The organism is Azospira restricta (genome assembly GCF_016858125.1).
Lineage (GTDB): Bacteria > Pseudomonadota > Gammaproteobacteria > Burkholderiales > Rhodocyclaceae > Proximibacter > Proximibacter restrictus.
The window spans coordinates 2,818,929-2,831,986 of record NZ_CP064781.1; the positions used below are offsets into that span (position 1 = coordinate 2,818,929).

Annotated in this window: 14 protein-coding genes; 1 reads left to right on the forward strand and 13 read right to left on the reverse strand. The window is 66.8% G+C overall.

Features of this window, described 5'->3' with window-relative positions; genetic code table 11:
• Window positions 1-8 precede the first annotated feature (8 nt).
• The 6 genes from lepB to rpoE all read right to left on the reverse strand — a co-directional run bounded on the left by lepB (window position 9) and on the right by rpoE (window position 5,443).
• On the reverse strand, window positions 9-797 hold the full coding sequence (gene lepB, locus IWH25_RS13640) for a signal peptidase I (protein ID WP_203386331.1): 789 nt from the start codon (window positions 795-797) through the stop codon (window positions 9-11).
• A 12-nt stretch (window positions 798-809) separates the two neighbouring features.
• Complete coding sequence (gene lepA, locus IWH25_RS13645; protein ID WP_203386332.1) at window positions 810-2,603, reverse strand: translation elongation factor 4; 1,794 nt, start codon at window positions 2,601-2,603, stop codon at window positions 810-812.
• A 57-nt stretch (window positions 2,604-2,660) separates the two neighbouring features.
• On the reverse strand, window positions 2,661-2,900 hold the full coding sequence (locus IWH25_RS13650; protein ID WP_203386333.1) for a glutaredoxin family protein: 240 nt from the start codon (window positions 2,898-2,900) through the stop codon (window positions 2,661-2,663).
• 4 nt (window positions 2,901-2,904) lie between these two features.
• The gene (locus IWH25_RS13655; protein WP_203386334.1) at window positions 2,905-4,338 is read right to left on the reverse strand and encodes a DegQ family serine endoprotease; all 1,434 of its coding nucleotides are present in this window, start codon (window positions 4,336-4,338) and stop codon (window positions 2,905-2,907) included.
• A gap of 61 nt (window positions 4,339-4,399) precedes the next feature.
• Complete coding sequence (locus IWH25_RS13660; RefSeq protein ID WP_203386335.1) at window positions 4,400-4,813, reverse strand: SoxR reducing system RseC family protein; 414 nt, start codon at window positions 4,811-4,813, stop codon at window positions 4,400-4,402.
• A gap of 30 nt (window positions 4,814-4,843) precedes the next feature.
• Window positions 4,844-5,443, reverse strand: a complete 600-nt coding sequence (rpoE, locus tag IWH25_RS13665; protein ID WP_203386336.1) for an RNA polymerase sigma factor RpoE — start codon at window positions 5,441-5,443, stop codon at window positions 4,844-4,846.
• A 200-nt stretch (window positions 5,444-5,643) separates the two neighbouring features.
• Here rpoE and nadB point away from each other — a divergent pair, with 200 nt between their 5' ends.
• A complete protein-coding gene (gene nadB / locus IWH25_RS13670; RefSeq protein ID WP_203386337.1) occupies window positions 5,644-7,221 on the forward strand; it encodes an L-aspartate oxidase in 1,578 nt (525 codons plus the stop codon).
• On the opposite strand, the gene IWH25_RS13675 is transcribed toward nadB, so the two are convergent.
• The 7 genes from IWH25_RS13675 to plsX all read right to left on the reverse strand — a co-directional run bounded on the left by IWH25_RS13675 (window position 7,199) and on the right by plsX (window position 13,003).
• The gene (locus IWH25_RS13675) at window positions 7,199-7,627 is read right to left on the reverse strand and encodes a protein YgfX (protein WP_203386338.1); all 429 of its coding nucleotides are present in this window, start codon (window positions 7,625-7,627) and stop codon (window positions 7,199-7,201) included. The genes nadB and IWH25_RS13675 overlap by 23 nt on opposite strands.
• 13 nt (window positions 7,628-7,640) lie before the next feature.
• Window positions 7,641-8,879, reverse strand: coding sequence for a beta-ketoacyl-ACP synthase II (gene fabF / locus IWH25_RS13680; RefSeq protein WP_203386339.1), 1,239 nt, complete (start codon window positions 8,877-8,879; stop codon window positions 7,641-7,643).
• A 118-nt stretch (window positions 8,880-8,997) separates the two neighbouring features.
• The gene (acpP, locus tag IWH25_RS13685; protein WP_203386340.1) at window positions 8,998-9,234 is read right to left on the reverse strand and encodes an acyl carrier protein; all 237 of its coding nucleotides are present in this window, start codon (window positions 9,232-9,234) and stop codon (window positions 8,998-9,000) included.
• Between the two features lie 100 nt (window positions 9,235-9,334).
• Window positions 9,335-10,078: a 3-oxoacyl-ACP reductase FabG gene (gene fabG / locus IWH25_RS13690; RefSeq protein ID WP_238998903.1), complete on the reverse strand. Its 744-nt coding sequence runs from the start codon at window positions 10,076-10,078 to the stop codon at window positions 9,335-9,337.
• Between the two features lie 5 nt (window positions 10,079-10,083).
• The gene (gene fabD / locus IWH25_RS13695) at window positions 10,084-11,013 is read right to left on the reverse strand and encodes an ACP S-malonyltransferase (protein WP_275403815.1); all 930 of its coding nucleotides are present in this window, start codon (window positions 11,011-11,013) and stop codon (window positions 10,084-10,086) included.
• 14 nt (window positions 11,014-11,027) lie between these two features.
• On the reverse strand, window positions 11,028-11,990 hold the full coding sequence (locus IWH25_RS13700; RefSeq protein WP_203386342.1) for a beta-ketoacyl-ACP synthase III: 963 nt from the start codon (window positions 11,988-11,990) through the stop codon (window positions 11,028-11,030).
• The gene (gene plsX / locus IWH25_RS13705) at window positions 11,990-13,003 is read right to left on the reverse strand and encodes a phosphate acyltransferase PlsX (RefSeq protein WP_203386343.1); all 1,014 of its coding nucleotides are present in this window, start codon (window positions 13,001-13,003) and stop codon (window positions 11,990-11,992) included. Before plsX ends, IWH25_RS13700 begins: the two co-directional genes overlap by 1 nt.
• Between the last annotated feature and the right edge of the window lie 55 nt (window positions 13,004-13,058).

A 13,058-nucleotide genomic window follows, 5' to 3' on the forward strand; every position in this document is an offset into this window, starting at 1 on the left:
CTCCCCTCCTATTTGAACGACCCGATCCGGCCGAGGTCGCTGAAGTTGAACCAGATGAAGAAGGCCTTGCCGACGATGTTCTCGTCCGGCACGAAACCCCACACGCGGCTGTCCCGGCTGTTGTCGCGGTTGTCGCCGACCATGAAGTAGTGTCCGGGCGGCACCGTGCAGATCACGCCGGCATTATTGTAGAGACATTTGTCGCGGTGCGGGAACAGCGCGGCGTCGTTGATGAACGACGGCGCATCCTTGTCGTTGAGGATGCGGTGTTCGAGCGCACCGAGCTTTTCGACGTACTGCTGCGAATAGTAGAGGCGCTCGGGGTGGAAGTACTCCCCGGCATCGCTGACCTCGACCGGCTGGCCGTTGATCGTCAGCCGCTTGTTCTGATAGGCGATCTTGTCGCCGGGAATGCCGACGACGCGCTTGATGTAGTCGAGCGACGGGTCTTCCGGGTAGCGGAAGACCATCACGTCGCCGCGTTGCGGCTGGCCGAGGTCGATGATCTTCTTGTTGATGATCGGCAGGCGGATGCCGTAGGTGTACTTGTTCACCAGGATGAAGTCGCCGACCAGCAGCGTCGGGATCATCGACCCGGACGGGATCTTGAACGGCTCGACGATGAAGGAGCGCAGCACGAAGACGATCAGGATCACCGGGAAGAAGCCGGAGCCGTACTCGACCCACCAGGGATCCTTGCCGCCGGGTTCGCGCTTCGGCTTCAGCAGCAGCGAGTCGACGGCCCAGATGGCGCCGGAGACGAGCAGCAGGATGAACAGGATCAGGGCAAAGTTCACATGGGTCTCCGGTTACTTGCCGTCCACGCGCAGCACGGCGAGGAAGGCTTCCTGCGGAATCTCCACGGAACCCACCTGCTTCATGCGCTTCTTGCCGGCCTTCTGCTTCTCGAGCAGTTTCTTCTTGCGGGTGATGTCGCCGCCGTAGCACTTGGCCAGCACGTCCTTGCGCATCGCCTTGACGTTCTCGCGGGCCACGATGGTCGAACCGATCGCCGCCTGGATGGCGACGTCGTACATCTGGCGCGGGATCAGCTCGCGCATCTTGGCGGCGAGCTCGCGGCCGCGGTACTGCGCGTTGGCGCGGTGCACGATGATCGACAGCGCGTCGACCTTGTCGCCGTTGATCAGCACGTCGAGCTTGACCACGTCGGCGGCGCGGTACTCCTTGAAGTCGTAGTCGAGCGACGCGTAGCCGCGCGACACCGACTTCAGCTTGTCGAAGAAGTCCATCACCACCTCGGCCATCGGCATCTCGTAGACCACCTTCACCTGGCGGCCGTGGTAGTGCATGTCGACCTGGTTGCCGCGCTTCTGGTTGCACAGCGTGATCACCGCACCGAGGTAGTCCTGCGGCACGAAGATCGTCGCGGTGATGATCGGCTCGCGGATCTCCTCGACTTTCTGCGTCTCCGGCAGCTTGGCCGGGTTCTCGACCTGCACGATCGAACCGTCGCGCATGACGACCTCGTAGACGACGGTCGGCGCGGTCGTGATCAGGTCCTGGTCGAACTCGCGCTCGAGCCGCTCCTGCACGATCTCCATGTGCAGCAGTCCGAGGAAGCCGCAGCGGAAGCCGAAGCCGAGCGCCTGCGAGACTTCCGGCTCGAAGTGCAGCGAGGCGTCGTTCAGTTTCAGCTTCTCCAGCGACTCGCGCAGCTGGTCGTACTGGTTGGCCTCGACCGGGTAGAGGCCGGCGAACACCTGCGACTTGATTTCCTTGAAGCCCGGCAGCGGCTCGGCGGCCGGGTTGTCGGCCAGCGTCACGGTGTCGCCGACCTTGGCCGAATGCAGTTCCTTGATGCCGGAGATGATGAAGCCGACCTCGCCCGCCTTCAGTTCCGCGCGCGCCTGCGATTTCGGCGTGAACACGCCGACCTGCTCGCACAGGTGCGTCGTGCCGGTAGCCATCAGCCGAATCTTGTCCTTCGGCTTGAGCGTGCCGTCGACGACGCGCACCAGCATGACGACGCCGACGTAGTTGTCGAACCACGAGTCGATGATCAGCGCCTTCAGCGGCGCCCCGGCATCCCCCCTGGGGGCCGGGATGCGCTCGATGATCGCCTCCAGGATGTCCTCGACGCCGAGGCCGGTCTTCGCCGAGCAGAGCACGGCGTCGGTGGCGTCGATGCCGATCACGTCCTCGATCTCGGCGCGCGCGTTGTCCGGGTTGGCCGACGGCAGGTCGATCTTGTTCAGCACCGGCAGCACCTCGACGCCGAGTTCGATCGCCGTGTAGCAGTTGGCGACGGTCTGCGCCTCGACGCCCTGCGAAGCGTCGACGACCAGCAGCGCCCCTTCGCAGGCGGACAGCGAGCGCGAGACCTCGTAGGAGAAGTCGACGTGTCCCGGCGTGTCGATCAGGTTCAGGTTATAGACCGTGCCGTTGCGCGCCTTGTATTGCAGTGCCGCGGTCTGCGCCTTGATGGTGATGCCGCGCTCGCGCTCGATGTCCATCGAATCGAGCACCTGTGCCTCCATCTCGCGGTCGGACAGGCCGCCGCAGAGGTGGATGATGCGGTCCGCCAGCGTCGATTTGCCGTGGTCGATGTGGGCAATGATGGAAAAATTGCGGATGTGGTCCATAAGGCACGAAAAAGGGGGCTGTCGAGCCCCCTTGGGAAAAGCGTCAAGCCGCGGATTTTAGCGGATTCGGCTCAAATAATCACGGACTTTGGGCGCGTCGAGGAAGTAGTGGCAGAGCTCGGTGTCGCCGTGCAGCAGCACCGGCACCAGCTCGCCCCAGCGCGCCTCCAGCGCATCGTCGGCATCGACGTCGACGACGGTCACCGCAGCGCCGAACTCGCCGGCCAGCGGCGCCAGCGCCGCCTCCATGTCATGGCACAGATGGCAGTAGGTGCGCGACAGCAGCGTCAGCTCCATCGGATCACTTGTCGCCATTGACGCCCTTGATCGTGACGAAGGTCTGCATCTCGCCGCGGCGCACCAGCAGCGTCACGTTGGCGCCCTTGTCGAACTGCGCCAGCACGCGGTTGAACTGTTCGGCCGAGCGCAGCTCGGTCGTCGTCCCCTTGCTGATCACCGCCAGGACGATGTCGCCCGGACGCAGGTCGGCGCGGGCGGCGTTGCCGCGGATGTCCTCGATCAGCAGGCCGCCGCTCACGCGCAATTCCTTGCGCTGCTCCGGCGTCAACTCGGAAACGACCAGGCCGAGGCGGTTCGCCGCCTGCTCGGCCGGTTTCGGCTTCGCGGTCCGCGCCGCCGCCTGCTTGTCGTCGACCGGCATTTCGGCGACGACCAGCGACACCTCCTTGCCTGCCCCCTTGCGCCACAGGCCGACGGTCACCGACGTTCCCGGCCGGGTCATGCCGACGATGCGCGGCAGGTCGGACGAGGCGCCAATCGCCTTGCCGTCGAACTTGAGGATCACGTCGCCCGGCTCGATGCCGGCCTTCTCCGCCGGCCCGCCCTTCTCCACCGAGCTGACCAGCGCCCCCTGCGGGCGGGCGAGGCCGAAGGACTCCGCCAGCTCCTTGGTCACCTCCTGGATGACCACGCCCATGCGGCCGCGGCTGACACGGCCGTGCGCCTTCAGCTGATTCTGGATGTCGATCGCCAGGTCGATCGGGATGGCGAAGGAGATGCCCATGAAGCCGCCGGAACGGCTGTAGATCTGCGAGTTGATGCCGACCACCTCGCCCTTCATGTTGAACAGCGGGCCGCCGGAATTGCCGGGATTGATCGCGACATCGGTCTGGATGAACGGTACGTAGTTCTCCTGCGGCAGCGAACGCCCCTTGGCGCTGACGATACCGGCGGTGACGCTGTTGTCGAAGCCGAAGGGCGAGCCAATCGCCAGCACCCATTCGCCGACCTTGAGCGCCGACGGATCGCCGAGGCGCACCGTCGGCAGGCCGCTGGCCTCGATCTTGAGCAGCGCGACGTCGGTCCGCTTGTCGGCACCGATCACCTTGGCGCGGAACTCGCGCTTGTCGGTGAGCTTGACGACCACTTCATCCGCGGCGTCGACGACGTGGGCGTTGGTCAGGATGTAGCCGTCGGCACTGAGAATGAAGCCGGAACCGAGCGAACGGTGCTCGAAATCGCGCGGCGCCCCGCGTCCGGGCCCCTGCGGCGGCATGAAGCGCCGGAACAGGTCGAACATCGGATCGTCCTCGTCGAAGGGGAGCGGCGACTGCATGCCGCGCCCCTGCCCCTTGACCACCTGGGTGGTGCTGATATTGACCACCGCCGGCCCCTGCTTGTCGACCAGTTCGGTGAAATCCGGCAGGCCGCGCCCTTGCGCGGCGGCACCGACGCTGACGAACAGCGCGAATACGATGGAAAGCAATCTCTTCATGGAACGACTCGCCTCCTGAAAGACTGGAAGAGCAGAAAAATACGATCGCGTTCGGACGCGTTCAGACGATATGGGGATGGAAACGCGGATCGCAATGCCGGCGCTTCTGCCGCCATGCGACCCAGCGCCAGGAAAGCAGCAGGCCGACGGCACCGCCGCCGATCGCACCGGCCTCGCCGGCCAGCAGCGAGCCGAGGATCGCGCCGCCGAGCAGCGCGCCTAGCGGCTGCACGTAGATCAGCAGCGCGCTGGCGCCGATCGCGCCGTCGCTGACCGCGATGCGCACTTCCTCGCCGACGGCCGCGCCGCGCGGATTGAGCACACGCCATTCGCGCGGCGAGGTGCACAGCGCCTGGCTGACGCGGACGCCCCCGCAGCCGCCGCTTTCGTGGCAGCGGCCGCAGCCGGAATCCTCGGTCCTGACGATCGCGTAATCGCCGTCGCGGGCAGTGACGATGCCGCGGGTTTCACTCATGCTTCAGCTTCCTTGCGTGCCGCAGGCGGCCTACCAGCGGCGATCGGGCGAGACGTCGAGCAGCGGCCGCAGCTTCGCCGCGACCGCCTCGCGCGCCCGGAAGATCCGGGAGCGGACCGTACCGATTGGACAGTCCATGATCTTGGAAATTTCCTCGTAGCTCAGCCCTTCGATCTCGCGCAGCACGATCGCCGTGCGCAGCTCCTCGGGCAAGGCTTCCATCGCCGCGTTGACCGTCTCGCCGATCTGCTTCGAGTGCAGCACGCTTTCCGGCGTGTTGATGTCGCGCAGCTGGTCGCCGTCGTCGAAGGTTTCCGCTTCCTCCGAATCGTAGCTGGTCGAGGTCGGCGCCCGCCGGCCCTGCGCGACCAGGAAATTCTTCGCGGTATTGGTGCCGATGCGATACAGCCACGTATAGAACGCACTCTCCCCGCGGAAGGAAGGCAAGGCGCGATAGGCCTTGATGAAGGCTTCCTGCGCGACGTCCTCCACTTCTGCCGGATCCCGGATGAAGCGCGACAGCAGCCGCGTCAATTTGCGCTGGTACTTCTGCACCAGCAGTTCGAAAGCGTGCTTGTCGCCTCGCTGCGCCCGCTCGACCAGCACCTGGTCAATTTCGCGCTCGCTCATGCTTGTTGCGTCCCTGTCGGATGGTCTTGTGTTTTGTGCGAAAAGTATAGCGCAAGGCTCAAGACCGCGACCAACGCGCATGCATGAAGTTTGCTGAGACCGTGTTCGGCCGGGCGAGTTCAGCGCCCGGCCGGGCGCCCCGCTCCCCCTCCCATGCTATAGTTCCGCCTCCTTCGGCGCCATACCGGATTTTCCTGACCGTGTCCCACCATTACGACGTCCTCATCATCGGCAGCGGGCTCGCCGGCCAGTCCGCCGCCCTCCGCCTGGCCGATTCGAAACGGGTCGCGGTGATCAGCAAGCGCACCGTCGATGTCAGCGCCTCCGCCTGGGCGCAGGGCGGCATCGCCGCCGTGCTCGACAGCCGGGACTCGATCGAGGCGCACATCCGCGACACCTTCGAGGCCGGCAGCCACCTCAACGACCCGCAGGCCACCCGTTTCGTCGTCGAGAACGGCCGCCGCGCGATCGACTGGCTGATCGACCAGGGGGTCCCCTTCACCCGTGGCGACGACGGCTACCATCTGACCCGCGAAGGCGGCCACAGCGCCCGCCGGGTGATCCACGTCGCCGACGCCACCGGACTGGCGGTGCAGCAGACGCTGACCGAGAAGCTGCTGGCGCACCCGAACATCACGGTGCTCGAGAACCACATCGCGATCGACTTCGTCACCGGCGGCAAGCTCGGACTCGCCGAGAACCGCTGCCATGGCGCCTACGCGCTGGACACCGCCAGCGGCAAGGTGCTGACCATCGCCGCGCCGGCAACGCTGATCGCCACCGGCGGCGCCGGCAAGGTTTATTTGTACACGACCAACCCCGACACCTCGACCGGCGACGGCATCGCGATGGCCTGGCGCGCCGGCTGCGCGGTCGCCAACATGGAATTCATCCAATTCCACCCGACCTGCCTCTACCATCCGCAGGCCAAGTCCTTCCTGATTTCCGAGGCGGTCCGCGGCGAAGGCGGCATCCTGCGCCTGCCCGACGGCACCCGCTTCATGCTGCAGCACGACGCCCGCGCCGAACTGGCGCCGCGCGACGTCGTCGCCCGCGCCATCGACTTCGAGATGAAGAAGCGCGGCCTCGACTGCGTCTTCCTCGACATCGCGCACAAGGGCCGGGATTTCATCCTGCACCACTTCCCGAACATCCACGCGCGCTGCCTGGAACTCGGTATCGACATCACCCGCGAGCCGATTCCGGTGGTGCCGGCCGCCCACTACACCTGCGGCGGGATCGTCACCGACCTGCACGCACGGACCAGCATCGACGGCCTCTACGCTGCCGGCGAGGCGGCTTGCACCGGCCTGCACGGGGCCAACCGGCTGGCCTCGAACTCGCTGCTGGAATGCCTGGTCTTCGCCGAGGCGGCGGTAAACGACATTCTCGCCCAGCCGACCCGCAAGCTGCCGGAACTGCCGAAGTGGGACGAGAGCCGCGTCACCGACGCCGACGAGGAAGTGGTCATCTCGCACAACTGGGACGAACTGCGCCGCTTCATGTGGGACTACGTCGGCATCGTGCGCACGACCAAGCGCTTGCGCCGGGCACAGCACCGCATTCGCCTGCTGATGCGGGAGATCGACGAGTTCTACGCCAATTTCCGCGTCACCAACGACCTGATCGAGCTGCGCAACCTGGTCGTCACGGCCGACCTGATCGTCCGCTGCGCGCTGAAGCGCAAGGAGAGCCGCGGACTGCACTTCTCCCGCGACTATCCGGAGACGGCGCCGACCGGCCGGCCGTCTATCCTCAGACGGGCACGCCGCCGCTGAACTTCGCCCGCCAGCGCAGCCATACGCGCAGCGCACGAAAAGGGCCGGACGGCAGGCAATCCGCCAGCACCACCAGCGCGGACGGGACACGCTGCCCCTCCGCGCGCACCCGCAGCACGACCAGCCAGCCGAAAACGACCGCCCCCGGCAGCAGCTCCAGGGGCGAGTCGCTGCCGTCGGCAGCGACGCGGAACAGCGCACCATCCTCCCCGAGACGGAACACCTGCGGCAGCGACCGCCGCCACGCACGGGCCAAGGACACGCCGAGCAGCGGTAGCCCGGCGAGCAGCAGCGGGTAATGGATCGCGCCCGCGACAAGCGCCGCCGCGGCGAGCAGATGCGCAAAAAGCAACGCCGCCCGCAGGCGGCGTGACGGCTGAATCTCGACGGTGACCGGGAAACGCATCCCGGCCCCGCGCTCAGACCCGGCGGAAGACGACGGAACCGTTGGTGCCGCCGAAGCCGAAGGAATTGGAGATGGCGGCGTCGATCCTCATCTGCCGCGCCTCGTTGGCGCAGTAGTCGAGATCGCACTGCTCGTCCTGGTTGAAGATGTTGATCGTCGGCGGCGAGATCTGGTGGTAGACCGCCAGCGCCGAGAACACCGCCTCGATGCCGCCGGCGGCGCCGAGCAGGTGGCCGGTCATCGACTTGGTCGAGTTCACCACCAGCTTCTTCGCGTGGTCGCCGAAGGCGCGCTTGACCGCGATCGTCTCGGCGACGTCGCCGAGCGGCGTCGAGGTGCCGTGCGCGTTCACGTACTGGATGTCGTCCGGGTTCATGCCGGCGTTCCTGAGCGCGGCCAGCATGCAGCGGCGGGCGCCGTCGCCGTCCTCGCAGGGGGCGGTCATGTGGTTGGCGTCGGCGCTCATGCCGTAGCCGGCCAGCTCGCCGTAGATGCGCGCGCCGCGGGCCTTGGCGTGTTCGAACTCCTCCAGCACCAGTACGCCGGCGCCTTCGCCGAGGACGAAGCCGTCGCGGTCCCGGTCCCACGGACGGCTGGCGGTGGCCGGGTCGTCGTTGCGGGTGGACAGCGCGCGCGCCGCGCAGAAACCGCCCATGCCGAGCGGCGACACGGTCGCCTCGGCACCGCCGGCGATCATGATGTCGGCGTCGCCGTACTCGATGATGCGGCCCGCTTCGCCGACCGAGTGCGTGCCGGTCGTGCACGCGGTGACCAGCGCGATGTTCGGGCCCTTGAAGCCGTACATGATCGACAGGTTGCCGGAGATCATGTTGATGATCGAGCCGGGCACGAAGAACGGCGAAACCTTGCGCACGCCGCCCTTGATGTATTCGTCGTGGGTCTGCTCGATCAGCGGCAGGCCGCCGATGCCGGAGCCGATGGCGACGCCGATGCGCTCGGCATTGACCGGATGCGCCTCCAGCCCGGCGTCCTTGATCGCCTGGATGCCGGCGGCCATGCCGTAATGGATGAAGGTATCCATGCGGCGGGCTTCCTTCGGCGACAGGTAGGTGCCGATGTCGAAGTCCTTGACCTCGCCGGCGATCTGCACCGGGAAGGTGGAGGCGTCGAAACGCGTGACGCGGCCGATGCCGGTACGGCCGGCGATGATGTTCTGCCAGGCCTGATCGATGCTGTTGCCCACGGGCGAGACGATGCCCAGGCCGGTGATGACGACTCTACGGCGTGCCAAGTTGAGCTCCGGAAACGATGGGGGGAGTGAAACCGAATCGGGTCGGGGTGCTCCGCGCGAAACTCGGGCCGGCGTGTCTCCGACACTGGCCGGCCCGTGTTGGGGAGTCCCGAGAGATTTACTTCTTGTTGGCGAGGATGTAATCGATCGCTTGCTGAACGGTGGTGATCTTCTCGGCTTGCTCGTCCGGAATCTCGGTCTCGAATTCTTCTTCGAGGGCCATCACCAGTTCAACGGTATCCAGCGAATCCGCGCCCAGATCGTCGACGAAGGAGGACTCGTTCTTGATGTCCGCTTCGTTAACGCCGAGTTGCTCGGCGACGATCTTTTTGACGCGTTGTTCGATGTTTTCCATTAAGGGCTCCTTCCCTGTTACAGGTATGAAACGAAAAGCGGATTCTACCAAAATGACCGGCGCTTACCAATCGGGGCGCCAGCCCAGTAAAACCCTGGGGTTAATCCATGTACATGCCGCCGTTGACGTGGATCGTCGATCCGGTCACGTAGGCGGCGCCGGGTGATGCGAGGAAGGCAACGGCGGCGGCGATGTCCGCCGGCGTGCCGAGGCGGCCGAGCGGAATGCTGCCGACCAGGCCTTCCTTCTGCTTGTCGTCGAGCGCCTTCGTCATGTCGGTGTCGATGAAGCCCGGGGCGACGCAGTTCACGGTGATGTTGCGGCTGCCCAGCTCGCGCGCGAGCGAGCGGGTCATGCCCGAAACACCGGCCTTCGAGGCGCAGTAATTGGCCTGCCCCGGGTTGCCGGCATGACCGACGACCGAGGTGATGTTGATGATGCGGCCGCCGCGCGCCTTCATCATACCGCGCATCACCGCCTTCGAGAGGCGGAAGACGGCCTTCAGGTTGGTGTCGATGACCGCATCCCACTCCTCGTCCTTCATGCGCATGGCGAGGTTGTCGCGGGTGATGCCGGCGTTGTTCACGAGGATGGTGACGGCGACGCCGTATTCCTTCTCGATCTCGGCGATCAGCGCGTCGACCTGGGCCGGGTCGCGCACTTCGAGCGCGGCGCCCTTGCCCTTGATGCCGCCTTCGGCGAGGTAGCCGCCGATCTTCGCGGCGCCGTCGGCGGAGGTCGCGGTGCCGACGACGATGGCGCCGGCCTTGCCCAGTTCGAGCGCGATGGCCTGGCCGATGCCGCGCGAGGCGCCGGTGACGAGGGCGAGTTGTCCGTTCAGCATGGAAATCACTCCAGGTTCAGGTTGGCGTCGATGGCCGCGACATCGGCCAGCGCGACGCCGTTGATGTTGTCGGCGCCGCAGCGCTTGGTCAGGCCGGCGAGCACCTTGCCCGGGCCGCATTCGGCGACCACGGTCACGCCCATGCCGGCCATCTTCTGGATCGTCTCGACCCAGCGCACCGGATTGTAGGCCTGGCGCACCAGCGCATCCTTGATCCTGGCGACGTCGGTCTCGATCGCGACATCGACGTTGTTGATCACCGGGATCTGCGGCGCGGCAAGGCTCAGCTCGGCCAGCCGCGCGGCCAGCTTGTCGGCGGCCGGGCGGATCAGCGACGAGTGGAACGGGGCCGATACCGGCAGCGCCACCGCGCGCTTGGCGCCCTTCGCCTTGCACGCCTCCATCGCACGCTCGACGGCGCCCTTGTGGCCGGCGATCACGGTCTGGCCCTGGGCGTTGAAATTGACCGGCTCAGCGACTTCGCCCTGCGCCGACTCGGCGCAGGCGGCGCGGATGCCGTCGTCGTCGAGGCCGAGGATCGCGGCCATCGCGCCGGTGCCCAGCGGCACCGCTTCCTGCATCGCCGCGGCGCGCAGACGGACCAGCGGCACCGCATCCTTCAGTTCGAGCACGCCGGCAGCGACCAGCGCCGCGTATTCGCCGAGGCTGTGGCCGGCGACGACGGCCGGCATCCGGCCACCCTTTTCCTGCCACAGGCGCCAGGCGGCGATGCCGGCGGTGAGCATCACCGGCTGCGTGTTCACGGTCTGCGCCAGCAGCTCGGCCGGACCGTCGGCAACCATCTGCCAGAGGTCGTCGCCGAGTGCGGCCGAGGCTTCATCGAAGGTGGCGCGGACGACGGCGGCGTCTCCGTAGGCGGCCATCATGCCAACCGCCTGCGAGCCCTGGCCGGGGAATACGAAAGCAAAGGACATCAGTTGTCTCCCTCTTAGAATTCGAGCAGCACCGCGCCCCAGGTGAAGCCGCCACCGACGCCTTCGAGCATGACCTTCTGGCCGCGCTTGATGCGCCCGTCGCGCACCGCGGCGTCGAGCGCCAGCGGCACCGAGGCGGCCGAGGTGTTGCCGTGCTGGTCGACGGTGACGACGACCTTGTCCATCGGCAGCCCCATCTTCTTGGCGGTGGCCTCGATGATGCGGATATTCGCCTGGTGCGGGATCAGCCAGTCGACCGCGGCCGGCGCCACCTGTGCCAGGTCGCAGCACTCGTGCGCCACTTCGGCGAGGACGCGCACGGCGAACTTGAACACCGCCTGCCCGTCCATGCGCAGGAAGGGGTCGCCGATCACCTTGCCGCCGCAGACGTTGCCCGGCACCGACAGGATGCCGTGGTGCGCGCCGTCGGCGTGCAGCGCCGTGGCCAGGATGCCCGGCTTCTCGGCCGCTTCGAGCACGACGGCGCCGGCGCCGTCGCCGAACAGCACGCAGGTGCCGCGGTCGTTCCAGTCGAGGATGCGCGAGAAGACTTCGGCGCCGACCACCAGCGCGCGCCGGTGCGAACCGGAGCGGATGAATTTCTCGGCGATCGTCAGCGCATAGACGAAGCCGCTGCATACCGCCTGCACGTCGAAGGCGGTAGCGCCCTTGTTGCCGAGCTTGGCCTGCAGCAGGCAGGCGGTGCTCGGGAAGACGAAATCCGGTGTCGAGGTGGCGACGATGATCAGGTCGACCTGTTCGGCCGAGGCGCCGGCCATCTCCAGCGCCCGCTGCGCAGCGACCAGCCCGAGTTCGCTCGAGGTCTGCCCGGCTTCGGCGAGGTGGCGCGCCTTGATGCCGGTGCGGGAGACGATCCACTCGTCGTTGGTATCGACGCCGCGGGCGATCAGGTCGTCGTTTAAAACGCGGTTCGACGGCAGGTAGCTGCCGACGCCGGCAACACGGGCAAAGATCACTAGACGTTCTCCTGCGGAGCGGCGATCGCGGCCATGCGTTCGCTGATGCGCTCGATGACGCCGTTGGCGGCGGTTTCCAGTGCGACGTTGATGGCATTGCCGAAGGCAAAGGGATCGGCCGAGCCGTGGCTCTTGACGACGACGCCCTTGAGGCCGAGCAGGCAGGCGCCGTTGTAGCGGCGGTGGTCCGCCCGCCGCTTGAAGGCATTGAGCACCGGCAAGGCCGCCAGCGCCGCCAGCTTGGTGAACAGGTTCTTCTTGAATTCCTGGCGGAGGAAGGTCGCCAGCATCTGCGCCAGGCCTTCCGAGATCTTCAGCGCGACGTTGCCGACGAAGCCGTCGCAGACGACGACATCGGCATCGCCCATGTAGACGCCGTCGCCCTCGACGTTGCCGACGAAGTTGAGGCCCGACTCGCGCAACAGTTCGGCGGCCTGCTTGACCACCTCGTTGCCCTTGATCTCTTCCTCGCCGATGTTGAGCAGGCCGACCGTCGGCCGCTCCTTGTGCTCGACGGCGGCGACCAGCGTCGCCCCCATGATGCCGAACTGGAGCAGGTGCTCCGGTCCGGAATCGACATTGGCGCCGAGGTCCAGCACATGCACATGGCCCTTGACCGTCGGCAGCGTCGTGCAGATCGCCGGCCGGTCGATGCCCGGCAGCGTCTTCAGCACGAAGCGCGAAATGGCCATCAGCGCCCCGGTGTTGCCGGCGGAGACGCAGCCCTGCGCCTCGCCCGACTTGACCAGGTTGATCGCCACGCGCATCGACGAATCCTTCTTGCTGCGCAGCGCGAGCGCCGGCGATTCGTCCATCGCCACCACCTCGCTGGCGTGGCGGATCGCGACGCGACCGCCCTCGTCCCCCTTGAGCAACGGACGCAACTGGTCCTCCAGCCCGACGAGGATGACGGAAAGATCGCTATGCCGCTGGATGGCGGCGAGCGCCGCTGGCACGGTGACGCGCGGACCGTGGTCCCCGCCCATGCAGTCGACGGCGATGGTGATGGCCATAGGAGGCAAAAGAAAAGGCAGGCAGTCCGCCCGCGGGCCAACTGCCTGCCTGATT